This window comes from Paraburkholderia phenoliruptrix (assembly GCF_019511605.1).
Lineage (GTDB): Bacteria > Pseudomonadota > Gammaproteobacteria > Burkholderiales > Burkholderiaceae > Paraburkholderia > Paraburkholderia phenoliruptrix_A.
The window spans coordinates 23,403-44,425 of the sequence record NZ_JAEUAV010000027.1 but is presented as its reverse complement, the minus strand read 5'-3'; the positions used below and the strand labels follow the sequence as shown (position 1 = coordinate 44,425).

Annotated in this window: 20 protein-coding genes; 11 read left to right on the top strand and 9 right to left on the bottom strand. The window is 62.7% G+C overall.

Annotated features, from left to right (window positions below; translation table 11 throughout):
• Positions 1-8 precede the first annotated feature (8 nt).
• From JNB89_RS25785 to JNB89_RS25770, 4 genes are all read right to left on the bottom strand, one after another.
• A complete protein-coding gene (locus tag JNB89_RS25785; RefSeq protein ID WP_013342316.1) occupies positions 9-449 on the bottom strand; it encodes a hypothetical protein in 441 nt (146 codons plus the stop codon).
• A 140-nt stretch (positions 450-589) separates the two neighbouring features.
• Positions 590-2,278 (bottom strand): purple acid phosphatase family protein, encoded by a 1,689-nt coding sequence (locus JNB89_RS25780; protein ID WP_220364104.1) that lies wholly within the window; start codon positions 2,276-2,278, stop codon positions 590-592.
• 124 nt (positions 2,279-2,402) lie between these two features.
• Entirely contained in the window at positions 2,403-2,822 is a 420-nt protein-coding gene (locus JNB89_RS25775) for a hypothetical protein (protein WP_220364103.1), read from the bottom strand.
• A gap of 52 nt (positions 2,823-2,874) precedes the next feature.
• The gene (locus JNB89_RS25770) at positions 2,875-4,809 is read right to left on the bottom strand and encodes a putative bifunctional diguanylate cyclase/phosphodiesterase (RefSeq protein WP_220364102.1); all 1,935 of its coding nucleotides are present in this window, start codon (positions 4,807-4,809) and stop codon (positions 2,875-2,877) included.
• A gap of 339 nt (positions 4,810-5,148) precedes the next feature.
• Here JNB89_RS25770 and JNB89_RS25765 point away from each other — a divergent pair, with 339 nt between their 5' ends.
• The 6 genes from JNB89_RS25765 (at position 5,149) to JNB89_RS25740 (ending at position 11,170) form a co-directional block, all read left to right on the top strand.
• Positions 5,149-6,243 carry an ABC transporter ATP-binding protein gene (locus JNB89_RS25765; protein ID WP_220364100.1) on the top strand — a complete coding sequence of 365 codons (1,095 nt, stop codon included), beginning with the start codon at positions 5,149-5,151 and terminating at the stop codon, positions 6,241-6,243.
• The gene (locus JNB89_RS25760) at positions 6,230-7,354 is read left to right on the top strand and encodes an ABC transporter ATP-binding protein (RefSeq protein WP_220364099.1); all 1,125 of its coding nucleotides are present in this window, start codon (positions 6,230-6,232) and stop codon (positions 7,352-7,354) included. The genes JNB89_RS25765 and JNB89_RS25760 overlap by 14 nt, the downstream gene beginning before the upstream one ends.
• Positions 7,351-8,247, top strand: a complete 897-nt coding sequence (locus JNB89_RS25755; protein WP_013342310.1) for a carbohydrate ABC transporter permease — start codon at positions 7,351-7,353, stop codon at positions 8,245-8,247. The genes JNB89_RS25760 and JNB89_RS25755 overlap by 4 nt, the downstream gene beginning before the upstream one ends.
• Positions 8,237-9,049: a carbohydrate ABC transporter permease gene (locus JNB89_RS25750; protein ID WP_013342309.1), complete on the top strand. Its 813-nt coding sequence runs from the start codon at positions 8,237-8,239 to the stop codon at positions 9,047-9,049. Before JNB89_RS25755 ends, JNB89_RS25750 begins: the two co-directional genes overlap by 11 nt.
• The gene (locus tag JNB89_RS25745; RefSeq protein ID WP_013342308.1) at positions 9,049-9,330 is read left to right on the top strand and encodes a DUF2160 domain-containing protein; all 282 of its coding nucleotides are present in this window, start codon (positions 9,049-9,051) and stop codon (positions 9,328-9,330) included. The genes JNB89_RS25750 and JNB89_RS25745 overlap by 1 nt, the downstream gene beginning before the upstream one ends.
• A 100-nt stretch (positions 9,331-9,430) precedes the next feature.
• Positions 9,431-11,170 carry an ABC transporter substrate-binding protein gene (locus JNB89_RS25740; protein ID WP_013342307.1) on the top strand — a complete coding sequence of 580 codons (1,740 nt, stop codon included), beginning with the start codon at positions 9,431-9,433 and terminating at the stop codon, positions 11,168-11,170.
• Between the two features lie 143 nt (positions 11,171-11,313).
• Here the strand turns inward: JNB89_RS25740 and JNB89_RS25735 are convergent, their stop codons facing one another.
• From JNB89_RS25735 to JNB89_RS25725, 3 genes are read right to left on the bottom strand one after another with little or no spacing between them, the layout of a single operon-like run.
• Positions 11,314-11,823: a DUF1697 domain-containing protein gene (locus JNB89_RS25735; protein WP_220364098.1), complete on the bottom strand. Its 510-nt coding sequence runs from the start codon at positions 11,821-11,823 to the stop codon at positions 11,314-11,316.
• A gap of 39 nt (positions 11,824-11,862) precedes the next feature.
• On the bottom strand, positions 11,863-12,708 hold the full coding sequence (locus tag JNB89_RS25730; protein ID WP_220364097.1) for a DUF2182 domain-containing protein: 846 nt from the start codon (positions 12,706-12,708) through the stop codon (positions 11,863-11,865).
• An 8-nt stretch (positions 12,709-12,716) separates the two neighbouring features.
• Positions 12,717-13,484 (bottom strand): DUF899 domain-containing protein, encoded by a 768-nt coding sequence (locus JNB89_RS25725; RefSeq protein ID WP_220364096.1) that lies wholly within the window; start codon positions 13,482-13,484, stop codon positions 12,717-12,719.
• Positions 13,485-13,607: 123 nt separating this feature from the next.
• Between JNB89_RS25725 and JNB89_RS25720 the strand changes: the two genes are divergently transcribed.
• Positions 13,608-14,834, top strand: coding sequence for a helix-turn-helix domain-containing protein (locus JNB89_RS25720; protein WP_220364095.1), 1,227 nt, complete (start codon positions 13,608-13,610; stop codon positions 14,832-14,834).
• Positions 14,835-14,843: 9 nt separating this feature from the next.
• Entirely contained in the window at positions 14,844-15,497 is a 654-nt protein-coding gene (locus tag JNB89_RS25715) for a Vgb family protein (RefSeq protein ID WP_220364094.1), read from the top strand.
• Positions 15,498-15,551: 54 nt separating this feature from the next.
• On the opposite strand, the gene JNB89_RS25710 is transcribed toward JNB89_RS25715, so the two are convergent.
• On the bottom strand, positions 15,552-16,499 hold the full coding sequence (locus JNB89_RS25710) for a GlxA family transcriptional regulator (RefSeq protein WP_220364093.1): 948 nt from the start codon (positions 16,497-16,499) through the stop codon (positions 15,552-15,554).
• Between the two features lie 110 nt (positions 16,500-16,609).
• Between JNB89_RS25710 and JNB89_RS25705 the strand changes: the two genes are divergently transcribed.
• Positions 16,610-17,407 (top strand): SDR family NAD(P)-dependent oxidoreductase, encoded by a 798-nt coding sequence (locus JNB89_RS25705; RefSeq protein ID WP_220364092.1) that lies wholly within the window; start codon positions 16,610-16,612, stop codon positions 17,405-17,407.
• Positions 17,408-17,615: 208 nt separating this feature from the next.
• Here JNB89_RS25705 and JNB89_RS25700 read toward each other — a convergent pair whose 3' ends face one another.
• Positions 17,616-18,986: an MFS transporter gene (locus JNB89_RS25700; RefSeq protein WP_220364091.1), complete on the bottom strand. Its 1,371-nt coding sequence runs from the start codon at positions 18,984-18,986 to the stop codon at positions 17,616-17,618.
• A gap of 429 nt (positions 18,987-19,415) precedes the next feature.
• On the opposite strand from JNB89_RS25700, the gene JNB89_RS25695 reads away from it, so the two are divergent.
• Together JNB89_RS25695 and JNB89_RS25690 are read left to right on the top strand one after the other, a co-directional pair.
• Positions 19,416-19,601 (top strand): hypothetical protein, encoded by a 186-nt coding sequence (locus tag JNB89_RS25695; RefSeq protein ID WP_220364090.1) that lies wholly within the window; start codon positions 19,416-19,418, stop codon positions 19,599-19,601.
• Complete coding sequence (locus JNB89_RS25690; protein WP_220364088.1) at positions 19,598-21,007, top strand: NarK family nitrate/nitrite MFS transporter; 1,410 nt, start codon at positions 19,598-19,600, stop codon at positions 21,005-21,007. Before JNB89_RS25695 ends, JNB89_RS25690 begins: the two co-directional genes overlap by 4 nt.
• The last annotated feature ends 16 nt before the right edge of the window (positions 21,008-21,023 follow it).

Here is a 21,023-nt window from a genome sequence, read left to right as displayed (position 1 = left end):
TCGACTAATTAATCGTAGTGGCGATGCTTGTGACGCTTCTTGCCCGAACGGTAGCCGCGCGAATAGTCGTCGGCATACGAGTTCGAGCGCGAGATGTTGCCGCCGAGCGCCGCGCCTGCGCCGCCGCCCAACGCTGCGCCGACGAGGCCGCCGCCACGGCCGCCCATTGCATTGCCGGCCGCGGTGCCCGCGCCGCCGCCCAGCGCGCCGCCGATAATCGCACCGGTGCGCTCACGGCGGTTCGACGTCACCGCGCCGCCCGCGCCACCGCCCACTGCGCCGCCAATCACGGCGCCGGTGCTGCCGCCGACCGCGCCGCCCAGCGCGGCGCCCGCGACGCCACCCAGGCCGCCGCCGAGCGCGTTATTCAGATCACCGGCCACCGCCGACAAGGAAGCCGCGCTTGCGAGCGCCGCCACAGCCACAATCTGGAGGATTTTCCTGGACATAGAAGGTCTTCGATTTTTTATGAGACGGCGCCGAGTATAACCGGAGGCTTGAAAGCCCTCTGTAACTGTGGCACGGCTTACCGGTAAGACGTGTAACAAATGATGGCGCCGTCATTTTTACCTCTTGATGCCCGCTGCGCTCAACGCTTGCGCTTCTTCTTCAACTGGATCGTTTCGAACAGTTCGTAGTTAGCGGTCGGTGTTTGATCGGCGCCGGGCGCGTGGTAGTAGTTCATCGTAATGGTGGTCTCGCCGCCCGCGTGACCCGGGTCGTGATCGAACACGGCAATGCCGTAGCCCGTACCCGTATCGCGTTGCGCGGACCAGATCGCGTCTTCCACGGCATCGGCGCCTGCCCGCACGAAGGTGCCCGCCGTCGTGCCCGCCACCGGACGATTGGGCCGCGTGAAAATACGCGCTTGCGGCAAACCGGTGCCTGCATCCACGCCATACACGTCGAGCGGCGCGCTCGTGCCGCCGCCGCCGAGAATCAGGTGGATCGTGCCCTGGCTCGTGTCGAAGGTGGATGCGCCTGCGGAGATGGCCGACATGACCGGCTTCGGCTGCAAGGTATCGACCGGCTGGCCTGTTGCGATGTCGGTGCCCTTGTGATGATTGCAGCCGCGAACCGGGTAGCTGCGCTCGTAGTCGTGGTCGTGGCCGCACAGCACGAGGTCCACGCCGTAGCGGTCGAACAGCGGCAGCCACGCCTCGCGGATGCCCTTATCCGAGCCGTTGCCCGTCTTCGACGAACTGAGCGCGTCCTGATGCATCTGCACGACGATCCAGTCGATGTCGTCGTCGCCCGCTGCGTGGCGCAGCGTCTTTTCGAGCCAACGCGTCTGTTCGCCGCCGCTGTAGCCGCGCACGTAGAAGGACGTGCCCGGCTCGATCGGCGGATTGCCGGTGCTGGCCGCCGGCACGAGCGGATTGGGTCCGGCCACGAACGCGGCGGCGTCCTGATAGACGACGTCGTCGGCATCGAGCGAAATAAACAGTACCGAACTCACGCGGAAGCTGTACCAGCGCCCCTGAAAATGCGTGTGATTGTCGGGCAGCGCATAGCGCGCGAGATACGATGCGAACCCTTGCTCGCCGTTGTGGAATTCGATTTCATGGTTGCCCGGGCACGGCATCCACGGACGATTCGCCGCCGAGCTCTGGCAGTTGTTGCCAAAGTCGCGCCACACCTGCGGCTGCTGCGTGGGGTTCAGATTGGCGTAGCACAGGTCGCCGTTGAGCAGATGGAAGAGCGGCTGAAAACGCTCGACCGCCTGGACCGCAAAGCGGCTTTGCGGCGACGACAGAACCCAGCCGGTGTTCGGTGTCGCGAGGTCGCCATAGCTCGTCCAGCGAAACGGCGCGCGTCCGCGCGGCGCAGTGCGAAAGCGGCCGGTGAAGGGCTGCGCTGCGTGGCTGTCGTTTTCGGCCGTGACCTCGTACTCGTAGTTCGTATCCGGCTCGAGACCACGCAGACGCGCATGATAGTTGAACACGACGTCACCATTCAGGCCGTCGGTGTAGGTGGTCTGCACGCCATGCACAATGTGCTTCTGACCGCCCGAGCGGCCCAGTCGCAGATGCGGCTTGACGGCCGCCGCGAGCGACGCCCACGACACCGTCACTTCACTCGAGGGATCGTTGCCCCAGGTCAGATGGACCTGTTCGGGCGTACCGTCCGCTGCGCTGCTCGCGGCGCGTGCCGTCGACAGCGCATTGGCCGCGCCGGCCAGACCGGATGCGCCAGCGAACTTCAGAAACCCGCGACGCGAAACGATGGAAGCGCCCTGATCGGCTGGCGAGGCCTTAGCGTTTTTTGTATTCGACATGTCAGTGTTTGTGGGTAGGAAGAACTGGCGGCTTTTGACCAGCGATCCTAGTCGCGAAACGGTGACAGTTGAATGAAAAGCCCAAACGCGAGGCGCCGGACGCCGGGCACTAACGACCTCGCGATTAACGCTGCGGTGGCTGCGGGTTGTTGGCGGGATTCGTATCGAACTTCGAGACGGCTTGAATGCCGTGTTCGCTCACGAGCTCCGATAGTTCGGTCTCCATCGCATCAGCCACCTGCTTTTCGTAGATCTGCTCGCCCTTCACGTAGACCGTAAACGAGCGCAAATACTTTGCCTTCTTTTGTGGATTTTCGATTGTGTCGCGCGTCCACTGGTAAAGCGGATACTGCTCGATGCCGTCGCGCTCAGCCTCGCTCACGTAGTCCGCGAACGCGTCGTACTGGCACTTCACGCTGGCGTCGTGCCGATGCAATATCCGTTCAAGCTCCTTGTGCGCCGCGCCGGAAGCGTCGGCGCGCAGCGCTTCTGCCAGTTCCGGCGCGACAGTGAGCCGAAGCTGGAATTTCAAGGTCGAATCCACGTGTTCCTCCCGGTCGATGTGAGTGCTGCATCGAGGCGAAAGCGCCGGCCGTTTACGCCTCGTCCACGGACTGTGCGGGCAGCTTCTCTTCGATGCGCGCGATTTCGCTGCCCTGCACCGGCCTGCCAAGCAGGAAGCCTTGGGCGTGCGTGCAGCCGGAGCGGCGCACGAAATCGAGTTGTTCCTGCGTTTCGATGCCTTCCGCGGTGGTCGGCATGCCGATCTCACGCGCCAATGCAACGATTCCGCGCACCACCGCCGCAGATTCGCGACGATGCACGGACTCCTTGACGAACGAACTGTCAATTTTCAGCTCGTCGAACGTAAAGCGCACGAGCGTGGACATAGTCGAGAAGCCGGTGCCGAAATCGTCCAGCGCGATACCAATGCCAAGTGCACGCAACCGCGAGATATTGCGCCGCGTCACCACGTCGTCATTCAGCAGCACGGTCTCGGTCACTTCTATGTTCAGACGCTCCGGCGGCAAGCGTGTTTTGCGAAGCACGCTCGCCACGATCGAGGCGAACGTTTCCTCGCGCAACTGCACCGGCGACACGTTGACCGCAACCGGCACCTTGTCGCGCCACATCGCCGCTTCCTTGCATGACTGCAGCAACGCCCACTCGCCGAGCGCGAGTATCAGGCCGGTGCGCTCCGCCGTGGGAATGAACGCGGACGGCGAAAGTTCGCCGCGCGTCGGATGTGTCCAGCGAATCAGCGCCTCGCGGCCCGTCACGACTCCGCTTGCGAGATCCACGATCGGCTGATACTCCATGCGCAAGCCGCCGAACGTGCGCAACGCACCTTCGAGGTCGCTGCGCAACAGGCTCAGGCTTTCGTCGGAGACATGCTGTTCGGCGTCGAAAATCGCGTAAGCGCTCTTGCCGCTGCGCTTGACGGCGTACAGCGCGCGGTCGGCGCAGATCAGCAACTGCGGCCCGGTCGAAGCGTGCTCCGGATACAGCGCCACGCCTACGCTCGCGCCGATATGCACGAGCGCCTCGCTCAGTGCGAAAGGCCGCGCCAGTGTCTTCACAATGCTGTCCGCGAGCAGCCGCACGTCGCGCGATGGGTCGGGCGCTTCTGAAATCACCACGAATTCATCGCCGGCAAGGCGCCCGACAATATCGGTAGCGGGTATCGCTTCACGCAGGCGAAGCGCGGCTTCCTGCAGAATCTGGTCCCCGGCGGCATGCCCCAGACTATCGTTAATGGCCTTGAAGCCGTCCAGGTCGATCAGTAGAACAGCGAACAATTTGTCGCGCTGCGAAGCGTTGAGCGCTGTGCGCTCAAGCAGCAATTCGTTGATGCGGGCACGATTGGGCAATCCGGTAAGGCTGTCGTGATGCGCGAGGCGCTGGCTGGTCTCGCGTGCGAGCAGCAGGGCCACGGTGTCGCGATTGCTGCGCAGTGCCACGGTCAGGAAACCGGCCGCGCAAAACGGCGCCTGAAAGAGCAGCACCAGCTTCCCCGAACCTGGCGAGAGCGCCGCGCCTACGCCGAGCAAACCGAGAATAAAGAAAATCTGCAGCAACACGAGCCGCGGCGTGGCTGCATTACGTCCCGCGAGTCCGCCGACAACGCCGACCGCGCACACATTGCCCAGCAGAAAGAGCGTGGGGTCCGCGCTGATATTGCACAGCAGCGCGCCAAAGCCAAACAGCGCGCTCCACAGAATGCTTGCCAGCAGGAATGCCGAGGTAGGGGTCGGCAGGTTGCGCGCACTACGGCGGCGGCATGCCCAGATCAGTGCCAGACGCACGATCAGCAGCGCGACCACCGCGCCCGTCCACGTGGCGTACAGCAGGCTCGGGTGCAGGTAGTAAGCGGTCACGCAAACACTGATTTCGCATACCGACGCAAAAACAATGGATGCCGTGCGCGTGAAAAGATTGGCGAGAAGTATCTGCCGGTTCTCGGCGCTCAGGTTTTGAGCGGACGAGACGATCCACCTGAAAAATGGAGACCTTGGTTCACTAAAAGCCATGACCTACGCATTTTTGTTGGTGAAGGGATCGGAGCTGGCAGCGTGCGTCCGATTATTACGTAAACACCGTTCAAAAGGTTAATTCGGCCATACGGTGGCGGCTATCGACTTCCCAATTGTTGGGCGCGGGCGCCGCAGCAAAAGGGCGAAACGCAACCCTTACGGAAACCCGTGTCGACGAGGTTCTCTATTTCCCCCTTTCGTAAGGTTAACCCCGATTTAAACGCAAACCAACAAAAGGGAAATTCTGTCTGCTGCGTGTAATCCAAGTGCAACCAATCGATATCGCCGTAAAGCCCGCTTTGCGGCCGGTGTCTCGCGCGCCTGAAGGAGAGCAATTTGGTCCTGGAACTGGAGCAAGTCAGTGTCGTTTCTGGCGGGCAACCGTATCTGTACGGCGTGAATTTGCGTCTTGTCCCAGGCGCCATCAATGTGCTGCTCGGCCCCACCCAGGCGGGCAAAACTACGCTCATGCGTGTCATGGCCGGGCTGGACCGCCCGAATTCGGGCCGCGTGCTGGTCCACGGTCAGGACGTGACAGGCGTCAGCGTACGCCAGCGCAACCTGGCCATGGTCTACCAGCAGTTCATCAATTACCCGGCGATGACGGTGTTCGAGAACATCGCCTCGCCGCTCAGGTTGCAGAAGACCGACTCCGCGGAAATTCGCCGGCGCGTGCTGGAAGTCGCGGCCAAACTGCATATCGAGCATCTGCTGGAGCGGCGGCCAAACGAGCTCTCGGGCGGACAACAGCAGCGCTGCGCGCTCGCGCGGGCGCTCGTCAAGCGCACTTCACTCGTGCTGCTCGACGAACCGCTCGTGAACCTCGACTACAAACTGCGCGAGGAACTGCGCATGGAGCTGACAACGCTTTTTGCCGACGGCAAGACGACCGTGGTGTACGCAACCACCGAGCCACTCGAAGCGCTGCTGCTCGGCGGCCATACCGCGGTCGTGGATAAAGGCCGCGTGCTGCAATTCGGTCCCACGCTCGACGTCTACAACGCGCCCGTCAACGTGGACGCCGCGGCCGTCTTCAACGACCCGCCCATGAACATGCTGACGAGCGAGCTAAGCGGAAACGGCAGTGCGCGTCTGCCTGTCGGCATCGAGGTTCCTGTCCGCACGAGCACCACGGCAAACGGCAAGTGCCGCATCGGCATCCGGCCGGGACATCTGCGTCTTCAGGCGAAGTCCGCCAACGCGCTGGCCATTCCATGCCGGCTCGAACTCGCAGAACTGAGCGGCTCGGAGACCTATCTGCACCTGCGCACGCTGACGGGCAGCATTGACCTGGTTGCGCAATTGCAGGGCGTGCATCAGATCGAACTCGGCACTCGTCTCGACGTTTTCATCGACCCGGACGAACTCTTTGTGTTCGGCGCGGATACAAAGCTGGTGTCCAGCCCGGAGGCCGCTTATGGCGCGCATTGAATTCCACGATCTCGCCCACGCGTACCGGCCGAATCCCGCGACGCTGGACGATTACGCGCTGCAACCCATGAGCATGGTGTGGGAAGACGGCGGCGCTTATGCGCTGCTCGGGCCGTCGGGGTGCGGCAAGACCACACTGCTGAATATCGTCTCGGGTCTCGTCAAACCGTCAGAGGGCAAGGTGCTGTTCGACGGGCGCGACGTGACTGCGCTCAGTGCACGCGAGCGCAACATCGCCCAAGTGTTCCAGTTCCCGGTGATCTACGACACGATGAGCGTGTTCGACAACCTCGCTTTTCCGCTGCGCAACCGCAAGATGCCGGCAACGGAAGTGAAAAAGCGCGTGCACGAAGTGGCTGAGATTCTCGACATGACACGCGAGCTCCCCCACAAGGCCAGCAATCTGGCAGCGGACGCGAAGCAGAAGATATCGCTGGGTCGGGGCCTCGCGCGCCAGGACGTTGCGGCAATTCTGTTCGACGAACCGCTCACCGTGATCGACCCGGCCATGAAATGGATGCTGCGCCGGCAGTTGAAGAAGATCCATCAGCAACTCAAGCTCACGCTCATCTACGTCACGCACGACCAGGTCGAGGCCCTTACCTTCGCCGATGAAGTCGTGGTCATGACCAACGGCCGCATCGTTCAGAAGGGCGGTGCCGACGCGCTGTTTCTGCGGCCGGATCATGCGTTTGTCGGCTACTTCATCGGCAGCCCGGGCATGAACCTCTGTCCGCTCGAACTGGATGCCGAAGGCGCGCGAATCGGCTCGCAACGCCTCGCGCTCGACACCGCCACGCTCACGACGCTCAAGGACGCACATGCACACGCAAACGGCGCGCTGACCTTGGGCATTCGTCCCGAGTTCGTGCGGCTTGCGACCGAACGCGAAGCGGGCGCCGTGCAGGTTCAGGTGCTGCGCGCGCAGCAGCTTGGCAACTATCAGCTCGTCACCGCGCAATGCGACGGCCACGTCTTTAACGCGAAGCTGGAACCGCATCTGCGCGTAGTCGACGGCCCCGCCTGGCTGCGCGTGGCCGCGCCCGAAACGGTGTTCTTCTGCAACGACGAAAGAATCGGCACACGCATCTCCGAAGGGGTCGCGCGATGAACAAGCCCGTCAATCAGAAAGCGTGGCTCCTTGTCGTGCCGGTGTTCATCTGCGTGGCGTTTTCCGCGATCCTGCCGCTGATGACCGTCGTCAACTATTCGGTGCAGGACATCATCAGTCCGACACAGCATGTGTTTGTCGGCACCGAATGGTTTCGCAACATCATGACCGATCCGGACCTGCGCGACGCGCTCGGCAGGCAGGTCATCTTTTCTGCGTGCGTGCTGCTGTTCGAGATTCCGTTGGGCGTGGGTCTCGCGCTTTCCATGCCGGCTTCGGGCTGGCGCGCGTCGGCGGCGCTCGTGGTGCTTGCGATGCCCTTGCTGATTCCATGGAACGTGGTCGGCACCATCTGGCAGATTTTTGGACGCCCCGATATCGGCCTGCTCGGTTACTGGCTCAACAGCCTCGGCTTCGACTACAACTACACCGCAAGCCCTACGGCCGCATGGGTCACCGTGCTCGTGATGGACATCTGGCACTGGACGCCGCTCGTCGCGCTGCTGTGCTACGCCGGCTTGCGCGCGATTCCCGACGCGTTCTATCAGGCTGCCGAAATCGACGGCGCGAGCCGCTTCGCCGTGTTCCGCTACATCGAATTGCCGAAAATGCGCGGCGTGCTGATGATCGCCGTGCTGCTGAGATTCATGGACAGCTTCATGATCTACACCGAGCCGTTCGTGCTGACAGGCGGCGGTCCCGGCGACTCGACAACCTTCCTGAGCCAGTACCTGACGCAAAAAGCGGTCGGCCAATTCGACCTGGGCCCGGCTGCGGCTTTCTCGCTGATCTACTTCCTCATCATTTTGCTGCTGTGCTTCATTCTCTATAACTGGATGAGCCGCGTCGGCAAAGGCGGCCCCGCGGCGCAAGGAGAAGAACATGCAGGATAAGCGCCGCTGGATGCGCACGCTGGTTCTCGTGGTCTACATGGCGTTCGCGCTGATTCCGCTTTACTGGATGCTGTCTATCTCGCTGCGCACGAACGAAGAGACCATGTCGACGTTCGCCACGCTGCCGCAGCACGTGACATTCGAGAACTACAGGATCATATTCACGGACCCGTCCTGGTACTGGGGTTATATCAACTCGATCATCTACGTGCTGATGAACACGGTGATGTCGGTGCTGGTCGCGCTGCCTGCCGCGTATGCGTTTTCGCGCTACCGCTTTCTCGGCGACAAGCACATGTTCTTCTGGCTGCTCACGAACCGGATGACGCCGCCGGCCGTGTTCCTGCTGCCTTTTTTCCAGCTCTATTCGAGCGTGGGTCTGACCGACACGTATATCGCGGTTGCGCTTGCACACATGCTGTTCAACGTGCCGCTCGCAGTCTGGATTCTCGAAGGCTTCATGTCGGGCGTGTCGCGCGAAATCGACGAAACGGCGTATATCGACGGCTATACGTTCCCGGCGTTCTTCGTGAAGATCTTTCTGCCGCTCATCAAGTCGGGCGTCGGCGTAACGGCGTTCTTCTGCTTCATGTTCAGCTGGGTCGAGCTGCTGCTCGCCCGCACGCTCACCTCCGTGAACGCCAAGCCGATTGCGGCGGTCATGACCCGCACGGTGTCGGCCGCGGGTATGGACTGGGGCGTGCTGTCGGCGGCGGGCGTGCTCACCATTGTTCCCGGCGCGCTGGTGATCTACTTCGTGCGCAACTACATCGCGAAGGGCTTCGCGATGGGGAGAGTCTGATGTTCACGTGGATGTACTGGACGCCCGAGGTGGCGATCTTCTTCGTTTGCATCGTCGTGATGCTGGCGGGCATGACGGCATGGGAACTGCGCTCGCCGACGCACGAACGCAAGGGCTTTTTGCCCATTGCGACGACGCGCGGCGATCGCCTCTTCATCGGCCTGCTCGCCGCCGCGTACGTGAATCTCGCGTGGATCGGCATTAGTGCCGAAGGCTCGAATTCGTGGCCTGGCTTCGTGGCCTCGCTAGTGGTTCTGCTCGCAATCATGTGGAAAGGCTAAAACACACTCACGCAATGAGCACTCGCAACTGCCGGTTCCGCTGATGCCCCAGGCGGGCGCCGGAAAGATCGAAGGGGCACGAAGGACACAGGAGAAGACCATGCAACAGAGGAGACGGATCGTCGCGCTCGCAGTGGCAAGCATCGTGTCGGGTGCCTTTGGGAACCAGGCAATGGCGGGCGTGCCTGAAGCGCAGAAATGGGTCGACAGCGAGTTTCAGCCGAGCACGCTTTCAAAGCAGCAGCAGATGGACGAAATGAAATGGTTCATCGACACGGCGAACAAACTCAAGTCAAAAGGCGTCAAGGAAATTCACGTGGTGTCGGAAACCATCGACACGCACACCTACGAATCGAAAACGCTCGCCAAGGCGTTCACTGAAATCACCGGCATTCAGGTGAAGCACGACATCATTCAGGAGGGCGACGTTGTCGAGAAGTTGCAGACTTCAATGCAATCGGGCCAAAGCATTTACGACGGCTGGATTTCCGACTCGGATCTGATCGGCACGCATTATCGCTATGGCGTCATCATCCCGCTGTCGGATTACATGGCGGGCGAAGGCAAGGAATACACGAACCCCGGCCTCGATCTGAAGGACTTTATCGGCACGAGCTTTACGACCGCGCCGGACAAAAAACTCTACCAGCTTCCCGACCAGCAGTTTGCCAACCTGTACTGGTTCCGCGCCGACTGGTTCGCCCGCAAGGACTTGCAGGACAAGTTCAAGGCAAAGTATGGCTACGAGCTGGGCGTGCCGGTGAACTGGTCCGCGTATGAAGACATTGCCGAGTTCTTTACCAATGACGTAAAGACCATCGACGGCGAAAAGGTGTACGGCCATATGGACTACGGCAAGAAAGACCCGTCGCTTGGCTGGCGCTTTACGGACGCGTGGCTTTCCATGGCAGGCGAAGCCGACAAGGGCATTCCGAACGGCTTGCCGGTGGACGAATGGGGCATACGCGTGACGCCGGACGGTTGCCATCCGGTCGGCGCGTCCGTGTCGCGCGGCGGCGGCACCAATAGCCCCGCAGCCGTGTACGCGACCACCAAATACATCGACTGGCTCAAGAAATACGCGCCGCCCGAAGCCTCCGGCATGACCTTCAGCGAAGCGGGCCCGGTACCGGCGCAAGGCAGGATCGCGCAGCAGGTGTTCTGGTATACCGCGTTCACGGCGTCGATGCTCAAGCCCGGCAACGTAACGAATCCGGACGGCACACCGAAGTGGCGCATGGCGCCCTCGCCGCACGGTGCGTACTGGAAGGACGGCATGCAGAACGGCTATCAGGACGTCGGCTCGTGGACCTTCTTCAAGTCGACGCCGGCCAATCAGCGCGCCGCCGCATGGCTGTATGCGCAGTTCGTGACGTCGAAGAGCGTGTCGCTGAAAAAGTCGATTGTCGGTCTTACGTTCATTCGCGATTCCGACATTCATAGCGACTACTTCACGAAGAACGCGGACAAGTATGGCGGTCTGATCGAGTTCTACCGCAGCCCGGCGCGCGTCGCCTGGACGCCGACCGGCAACAACGTGCCCGACTATCCGAAGATGGCGCAGCTCTGGTGGAAAAACGTCGGCACGGCGGTCGCCGGTGAAAAAACCCCGCAGGCCGCAATGGATAACCTCGCGAAGGAAATGGACCAGGTGTTGTCCCGTTTGCAACGGGCCGGCATGAAGGTCTGCGCGCCCGAGTTGAATCCGCAGAGCGATCCGTCGAAGTGGTTGTCCGACCAGCACGCACCGTGGAAGAAGCTCGCCAACGAAAAGCCGAAGGGCGAGACGGTCAAGTACGAGCAGTTGTTGTCGGCGTGGAAGGCGGGTAAGGTGCGCTAAGCGCCTCACGCGGCAGTGGGCATGCGTGTGAATGGGCGGCACTGTGTGCCGCCTTTTTTATGTGTGCCGACAACGATGGCAAGGGCAATCACAATGGCAATGGCAATGCAGATGCCGTTTCCGACGCGCCCTTGCTTTCCGCGCTATCCGTTCGCCATCTCGACGAGTTTCGCGACCGTGTTCATGTTGCGCGCGGTTCCCGTTTTCGCGGCCGGAATCTTGAGTTTCGTGTCCGCCATGCCGTCGTTGTAGAGCACATATATTTCGCGCGTACCGAGCGCCATTTCTTCATTGCGCTGGCCGCTTGCGTGGGCGAGGGCATCAGCAGGTGGAGGCGCGTCGAGAAAAATCGCCACGGTCCGGTTGGAGGCCGCCGACTTGAACGGATTCGCAGCCAGCACCTGCGCGAGTTCCGCGCCGGTGCGCACTGCCACGCCCACCGCCTTGCCCGCATACTGCTCGAGGCAACGCTCGAGCCGGGATTTCACCGAAGCTTCGGCCAACTTGCTGTCGAACACCACATTGCCGCTCGCAATGTAGGTTCGAACCTCAGTGAAGCCGAGCGACTCGCACATGCTGCGCAACTCGGCCATAGGCAGCTTGCCGGTGCCGCCAACGTTCACCGCGCGCAGGAGAGCAACGTATCGGGTCATTAGTCAGATTCTGTTTTATTTAGCGTTGTGAACAGGTATTCATATGAGTCCGGCAGCTCGCACGATCATCAGCAAGCCGATGCCGACGACTACAAGCCCAATACTTCGCGCGACGAATCGCCCGTCTCGCGTGAGCCGTTCCAGCGTAATGGCAGCCGTCACCGCAGCCATGGCAAGCGGGTTCATCACGCCCGCTACGACGAGCACCGCGGTCAGGCCCGCGCAGCAAAAGCAGCAGTGCAGGCCGAGGCGCGAACCGTATCGTAATGCAGCAGCGGCACGCGAGCGCAATACTGCGCGGCCGCAATCCGGCTCGCGCCGGCAGCAGTGCAGATAATGCGCCTTCAAGCTGGACATTTGCAACGCGCCCGCCAGCAGCACGACGGCGCCGCCAACAACGGGAATAGCCCTTGAAACCGCGGGTATCCGCATCTCTAACATTGCGAGGGCCGCGCCGAGCGCGAACACGGCCAGGCCCAACGCAGCCCAGACGGCGAAATACGCGAGGGCGGCCAACCATGTTTGCATTGCCACGCGCTTATGCCCTGCCTTGCGAAGCGCTTCGCCATAGCGCCACAAGGCAGGCGCAGCCGCCGGCAGCATCATCGCAACCATCATCGCAATCCACATGCCGACGAACGATGCCGCAACGGCAGGCCATGTCTGCCCGCATACGGGCAACCACATCATCGACATGGTGTGGCCGCCGGGCATGGGCATCTCGCCCATCGCCGACATGGAGAGGCATGCCGCGACCGTGAGCCCCATGCTGATCGCGAACGCCAAACCGCAGGCGCCGTAAAAGACCGCACGGCGCGCATCCACGCTCGCGCCGGTCCTTGCCTGCGCGAGCTCGCCGCACTCGCTAACGCGAACGAGGTCCATCACGCGCCTCAGCGCTTTTCGTATTCGTCGTGACGGCGCCACCAGATGCCGGTCTCGTTGCGCCCCTTCGGCGCGCGGTCGAGCCACTGGTACATGCCCCACAGGCCGTCCAGTCCGCGCGCGTAGGTGGAGTACGTGTGGTACACGTCGCCGTCCTCGAGCACGAACGCGCTGAGTCCTGGCCGATCGCGCGCGTAGGTGGACGGGTCCGTCCCGCAGGTCGCGGCGAACTGTGCCACAGGCTCGGGCGCCGGCACTGCGTCCATCGCGTGACGCCCACGCTGATAGTTGTATTCGACGCTGCCCTCACGCTGCTGCTGCTCGGTAAACGCGATGTTGAAGTCGAAGTTGAAGTCGCTGCCCGCCGAGGAAGCCCACGGGAACGTCCACCCCATGCGCCGCTTGTATTCCTGCAGCTTCGCAAGCGGCGCTCGCGAGATCGCCATCAGCCTGACGTCATGGTTCGCGAGATGCACCGCGAACCCGTCGAACCCGTCCGCAATCGACGAGCACGACGGGCAACCCGCCTTGTAGTCCGGCCCGAACATGAAGTGATAGACGAGAAGCTGCGAGCGTCCCGCAAACAGATCGGCGAGCGACGCACTGCCCTCTTCGGTCTCGAACCGGTATGTCTTGTCGATGCGAACCCACGGCAATTCCTGACGCCGCCGCGCCAGTTCGTCGCTGCGGCGCGTCAACTCTTTTTCTGCCTTGAGAAGGTCGAGGCGCGCCGCCAGCCATTGCTCGCGGGTGCCGGTGGTATGGGTCGTGGTCATGGCTCTCTCCGTTCGGTTTTGCTTCGTCGCTCGATCGTTTCGACGCGACGTACTGGTTTGCGGTCGTGCTAGATTAGTACCGGGCTTTCCGACGGTGGGAGTGACAAGTGTGGCGCGATTTCCATGAAGACCGACCCGCTCATTCAGGCTGCGGCGCAGGCGCTCGCGGCGGGTGATCCACTTGGCGCATTGAAGCGCGTTGCGTTGCGCGACGACGCGCACGCGCTTGCACTGCGCGGCATCGCGATGGCGCAGCTCGGTGATCTGGTGCGGGCGAAGACGCTCGTGCGAAGCGCGGCGCGCGCGTTTGGCGCGAAGCAGGCGGTAGCCCGCGCGCGCTGCGTGATTGCGGAGGCGGAGATAGCGCTGGCATCGCGCGATCTTGCGTGGCGCGCCAAGGCGCTCGCCGACGCGCGTGCGACCTTGGCAGCCCACGGCGACCGCATCAACGCAGCGCACGCCGGTTATCTGGAAGTGCGGCGGCTTGTGCTGATCGGCCAGATCGATGCAGCCGAGCGCATGCTCGACACACTCGATCCCGCGCCGTTGCCGCCCGCGTTAAGAGCCGCGCATGAACTCGTCGTGGCAGGCGTCGCGCTGCGTCGTTTGCAGACCGCCGCGGCCCGCCTCGCGTTTGCCCGTGCGCGGCATGCCGCGCACGAAGCACGCATTCCCGCGCTGATTGCCGAAGTGGAAAACGCTTCGCATGTGTTGCAACTGCCGGCCGCGCGTCTGATAGCAGGTGCAGACAAGCGCCTGTTGCTGCTTGACGAAGTTGAAGGCGTGCTCGCGTCGGACGCGCTCGTGGTCGACGCATGCCGCCACGTCGTGCAGAGCGCCGCGACGGTAGTCTCGCTGACGCGGCGTCCAATATTGTTCAACCTCGCGTACCAGCTTGCCGAAGCGTGGCCCGCCGACGTGCCGCGCGACGCGCTAATCGCGCGTGCCTTCAAAACACGCCACGCCGACGACTCGCATCGCGCGCGCCTGCGCGTCGAAATGGGCCGGTTGCGCACGCTGCTTGCCGGGTTGGCCGATATCAACGCGACGCGCCACGGCTTCGCGTTGGCACCGCGTCGCGGACATGCGGTGGTGCTGCTCGCGCGACCTGTCGACGAAGCTCATGCGGCCATGCTCGCGCTGCTTGCCGATGGCGAGTCGTGGTCAAGCTCGGCACTTGCGCTCGCACTCGGCGCCAGCCAGCGCACCGTGCAGCGCATGCTGGATTCGCTGGCGGCCGCAGGCAAGGCGCAGTCTTTCGGTCAAGGACGCGCGCGCCGCTGGATGGCTCCGCCCGCCTCCGGATTCGCGACAACGTTGTTACTCCCCACGCCGGTCGCGCTCAATTAGGATGACCCCATGAACCGAACGAACGCCACCATCATCCGTGAATACGGCCCCTTCCCCGACGTCGAGCAAGTGGGCGGCGTCACATATGACGGCCAGCACGTCTGGATTGCGGCCGGCAAGACACTCAACGCATTCGATCCCGCCAGCGGTCAAACGCTGCGCAGCATCGAGATGGCCGCCGACGCGGGCACGGCCTTCGACGGCCAGCGTCTGTATCAGATCGCCGAGGGCCGCATCCGCAAGATCGACCCCGCCAGCGGCCGCGTGCTGTCGACCATCCCCGCGCCCGGCGGTACTGGCGCTTCAGGACTTGCGTGGGCCGAGGGTTCGCTGTGGGTCGGCGAGTACCGCGAGCGCAAGATTCACCAGGTCGATCCCGAGACCGGCGCAGTGCTCTCCACCATCCAGTCCAATCGCTTCGTGACGGGCGTGACGTGGGTCGACGGAGAACTCTGGCACGGTACCTGGGAAGACGACGCGAGCGAGCTGCGGCACGTCGATCCGCGCACTGGCGAAGTGCTGGAAAGCGTTGAGATGCCGGCGGGCGTGGGCGTGTCGGGCCTCGAATCGGACGGCGGCGAGCAATTCTTTTGCGGCGGCGGCAATAGCGCCAAGGTGCGCGCCGTGCGCCGCCCGCAACGCGCGACCGGCGAAGTCAGATAAAGATAAGCGTCAAGCGGCTCACATCGCACACCCGCCTGCCTCGCGCAGGTATCGTCAACCCGCCTCGCGCGCCTCACGGCGCACTGCCTGCGGGGGGAGTCCGAACCCGCGCACGAACGCCTCCCGTAGATGCCGCCGGTCGCGAAAGCCGGTTTCTTTCGCGATGACGTCGAGCGAATGCCGGCTCTGCTCGACCATCAGGCGTGCGGCTTCGAGGCGCAAACTCTCGACCGCACGCGCCGGCGATTGCCCTGTTTCCAGCGTAAAAACGCGGCTGAATTGCCGCGGGCTGAGGTTCACCTTCTCGGCAAGTTCATCTACGGTAAGCGGCCGGCTCAGGTTCTCGCGTGCGTAGTTCAGCGCGCGCTGAATGCGGTCCGACTTCGGCGTGAGCTTGAGCATTTCCGAATGCTGCGACTGTCCGCCCGAGCGCCGTTGGTGCATCACGAGCTTGTGCGCGACCGACCGCGCCACCTCCGCGCCGTGATCTTTTTCGACCATCGCGAGCGCCATGTCGAGCCCGGCGGTCATGCCGGCTGACGTCCACACCGGACCGTCGACAATGTAGATGCGGTCGTCTTCCACACGCACGTCCGCAAAAAGCTTCTGCATTTCGCGCGCATAGGCCCAATGCGTGGTGGCACGGCGCTGGGACAGCAAACCAGCGCCGGCAACCACGAAGCCGCCTGTGCAGATGCCACCGATACGCCGCGCACGCGGCCCCGTTCTGCGCAGAAACGCGAGCACGTCTTCTGACGGGGGCGACGCCAACGGATCGTTCACGCCCGCCACGATCCACGTGTCGATCTGGCGACGCGCGCTTACCGCCCGCGTGCCGATGCTCATGCCGAGCGACGAACGCACCTCACCGCCCGCCATCGAAAAATTCTCTACGTGGTAAAACGGCTCGCCCAGTACCAGGTTCGCATATTCGAAAACAGACTGGGTGGAAATGGCCATCACCTGAAAGCCGTCGCTCAGCAGATATCCAATGCGATGCATGCCGTTTTTCCCCTATGTCTGAAAACATGATGATATATGTCATTTGAGACATCGTCAAAACTGAGCAGAATGATGTCACGCCATCACAACGTATTGCAAGGAGTGACACCATGACTGAAGAACACAAGGGCACCGCGCTGATCACGGGCGCGTCGTCGGGCATCGGCGCGATCTATGCGGACCGTCTTGCGAAGCAAGGCTACGACCTGATTCTGGTCGCCCGCAATCGCGAGCGCCTTGCGGCGCTGTCGAGCCGCATCACGAGCGCAACGCGTCGCAGCGTCGAAATACTGGACGCGGATCTGAACGACAAAGCCGGGCTTGCCGCCGTGGAAGCAAAGCTCAAGCAGGACGCGAGTATCACGCTGCTCGTCAATAATGCCGGCGTGGGCACGCATACGCCGCTTCTGGGCAGCGACGTCGACGCGATGCAGCGCATGATCGACCTCAACGTGAGCGCGTTGACGCGGCTCACTTATGCGGCCGTGCCGGGCTTTGTCGCGCGCGGCAAGGGGGCGTTGATCAACATTGGGTCTATCGTCGCGATTGCGCCGGAAATCCTCAACGGCGTGTACGGCGGCAGCAAGGCGTTCGTGCTGGCCTTCAGCCAGTCGCTGCATCATGAACTGGCCGACAAGGGCATTCAGGTGCAGGCCGTTCTGCCGGGCGCGACCGCCACCGAGTTCTGGCAAACCGGCGGTCTACCGCTGGAAAATCTCGACAAGTCGATCGTGATGTCCGCCGACGACATGGTGGACGCCGCGCTGGTTGGCTTCGAGCGCCGGGAACTGATCACGATTCCGTCGCTGCATGCGGTCGAGAAGTGGAACGATTACGACGCCGCGCGCCGCGCGATGTCCACGCTTCTGTCGACGAATACGCCCGCGCCGCGCTACCGGGCGGCTTGATCCGGTCCCACGCGCGGAGCGTTGAAAAGACTGCGCACTGCAAAAATTAGCCGGGCCGTGGCAACGCGGGTTGCGTACGGTCCGGCTTTCGGCGGTTGTGAGCGGTTGTGAGCGCTTGCTTGCGGTTGCTTCTTGTTGCTCGCGCCTGTCAGCACTTGCCTCGTGAATCTCCACACTCCATGCCGCAAGAGCGAATTGCCCGCCACGCTCAGGCATGCCGATGACCATGCTCGCCGCCGCTCATCGACTGCGGCTCGTCGTATTCCTGAGAGATGTCCTTGTTCGTGTAGTCGCCCAGACGCGAAGCGGCAATTACGCTCAGCACCCCGCAAAGGAATACATAGAACGCAATGGCGTAGCCTGAGTGATAGTAAGCGAATAGCGCCGTCGCGATCAGCGGAGCAGGGCCGCCTGCGATCACCGACGCAAGCTGATAGCCAAGTGATGCGCCGCTGTAGCGCAGCCGTCCTGTGAACGACTCGGCAATCAACGCGGCTTGCGGGCCGTACATCATTGAGTGCGGCACCAGCGAGAGCACGATAGCGACGAAAATCCACGTGGGATTGCGCGTGTCGACCATCGCAAAGTAAAGGAAGCCAAAGAGGCCCGCCGCCGCCGCGCCTATGATGTACATGCGGCGTCGCCCGATCAGATCGGACACGTGGCCGAACAGCGGTATCGTGCCGAATTCCAGCACCGAAGCGGCGAGCACGGCCGTCAGCAGCAGGTCGCGGGAAACGCCGAGCGTCGTCACGCCATACGTGAAAACGAAGGCCGTGAAAATGTAGAACGGCGCCTGTTCCGCCATGCGCGCGACGGCCGAAAGAAGAATGTCTTTCGGCTGACGGCGGATGACTTCCAGCATCGGCATCTTTTCGATTTTGCGCTCTGCCAGAAGCTTCGCGAAGATAGGCGTCTCAAGAATGTTCAGTCGAATATAAAGGCCTATTCCCACCAGCACGATGCTAAGGAAGAACGGCACGCGCCAACCCCAAGAGAGAAACGCGTCACCGGAAATGGCGCTCATGGCCAGCACCGCGAGGTTGGCGAGGAAGAGCCCGGCGGGCACACCGAACTGCGGCCACGACGCAACGAAGCCCCGGTGCGCGTTGGTGCGGGCCCATTCCATCGACATCAGCACCGAGCCGCCCCACTCGCCCCCCACGCCCACGCCCTGAATGAAGCGCAACAACGTGAGTATCACCGCGCCCCAGATTCCAATGGATGCATAAGTCGGAACGAACGCCACCGCGAACGTGGCGAGCCCCATCAGCAGCAGCGTGACAATGAGTGTGGCTTTGCGACCGATGCGGTCGCCGTAATGCCCGAAAATGGCCGCGCCCACCGGCCTCGCAATGAAGCCGACCGCGTAGATCAGGAACGCCTGGAGTGTGCCGACGAGCGGATCGGATTGTGGAAAGTACAGCTTGGCGAAGACCAGACCGGTTACCGTGCTGTACAGAAAGAAGTCATACCATTCGATCGTGGTGCCGATCGTGCTGGCGATAACGGCGCGGCGCAACTGGCGCCGCGCGTCCTGTTCGGTAAGGGGCACTGCCCCTGGTTGCGTGGCAGTCATTTGGCATCCCCTGGTGAATCCGCGACATCTTCTATTGACATGGCGCACCGGGCGAGGTTCCGGCGATGATGCCGCCTGAGCGCATCGGGCAGCGCGGAATGCGGTTGCCGTGACGGGCGAAAACGTCAGACGTATTTGGGCTCAAAGCCAAAGCTCGGGGCGAAAACGCGGGCCGAAACCGCAGGCCCAGACCGCGGCCCCGCCCGTTACCGCAGCGCCATCGGCACAGCCTACGCGCCACCCTCTATCACCGTACCGCACGTTGATCCATCTCAACCGTCGGCCAATCAAAACGCTCAGTAGTTCTTCAGGACTATCGCCGTGCGCAACGGCGTAGTTCGAATGCCGCGCGGGCGATCCCCACTCGGTGGATATTCAGCCGCAGCGCGCCTGCGGACAATGATGCTCAGTCATTCAAAGAGGCATCACATGATGAACGCTTTGCCAAACCCCATTTTCGACGCGTGGCCGCTGCAGGACGCCGCGGTGCTGATGCTGTGCATTTCCGTCGCTGTGTGGATTGCCGGCCTCGCAATCGATCTGCGCCAGCGCAACGCACTGCTTCGATCCTGCACGTGCGCACGGATCGACCACTCAACTGGAGATTTGCAATGAACTCCCGGCCCATCACAGCGCGGCCAGGTCGCACGCTCGCGATCTGGTCTCCTGAAGACAAGGCCTTCTGGGAACGCGAAGGCGAAGCGATTGCCAGGCTCAACCTGTGGATCTCTGTCCCCGCGTTGTTCCTCGCATTCGCAATCTGGCAGGTATGGAGCGTCGTGGCGGTGAATCTGCCGGCACTCGGCTTTCGCTACTCGACGAATCAGTTGTTCTGGCTCGCGGCGGCGCCCGCGCTGAGCGGCGCGACACTGCGCATCTTCTATTCGTTCATGGTGCCGCTCGTGGGCGGCCGCCGCTGGACGGCCATTTCGACTGCCTCGCTGCTTATTCCCGCCATGGGTATCGGTTTTGCGGTGCAAGACAACACCACGACCTATCCGACGATGCTCGCCCTCGCGCTGCTGTGCGGCCTGGGCGGCGGCAATTTCAGTTCGAGCATGGCCAACATCAGCTTCTTCTTTCCGAAGGAGCGCAAGGGGTCGGCGCTCGGCGTGAATGCGGGACTCGGCAACCTCGGCGTTTCCGTCGTGCAGTTCCTGAGCCCGCTCGTCGTGACAGCAGGCATTTTCGGCATCTTTGCGGGCGAGCCTCAAAGCGTCGTGAAGGCCGGGCAAACCACGCTCGTGTGGACGCAGAATGCGGCGTTCGTCTGGGTGCCGTGGATTGCGTTGGCGTCACTCGCCGCCTGGTTCGGCATGAATGATCTTGCGGAAGCCAAGGCATCGTTCGCCGAGCAGGCGGTGATCTTCCGGCGCAAGCACAACTGGCTGATGTGCGTGCTTTACCTCGGCACCTTCGGCTCGTTCATCGGCTATGCCGCGGGTTTCCCGCTGCTCATCAAGAGCCAGTTTCCGGCTGTCAATCCGCTCGCTTATGCCTGGCTGGGACCGCTCGTCGGCGCCGCGGTGCGGCCGTTCGGCGGATGGCTTGCGGACAAGCTGGGCGGCGCGCGCGTCACGCTGTGGAACTTCGTGGTCATGGCATGTGCCGTGGGCGGCGTGCTGATGTTCCTGCCCAACGGTGCTTCGGCGGGCAGCTTCGGCGGCTTCTTCGCATGCTTTCTCGTGCTGTTCCTCACGACAGGCATCGGCAACGGCTCGACGTTCCGCATGATCCCCGTGATCTTTCTCAACTCGAAGCTGCGCGAAGTCAACCCGTCAGACCGCGAAGCCGTGCAGCGCGCAACCAGGGAAGGCAACACCGAAGCCGCGGCCACGCTGGGCTTTTCCGCGGCGATGGCGGCCTACGGCGGCTTCTTCATTCCCAAGAGCTACGGCAGCTCCATTGCCCTCACCGGCGGCCCTCATGCCGCGCTGTACGTGTTCATTGCCTTTTACCTCGTGTGCATCGCCGTGACCTGGTGGCACTACGCCCGCCGCAACGCACCCATGCCCTGCTGAAACCGGAGCCCGTTCC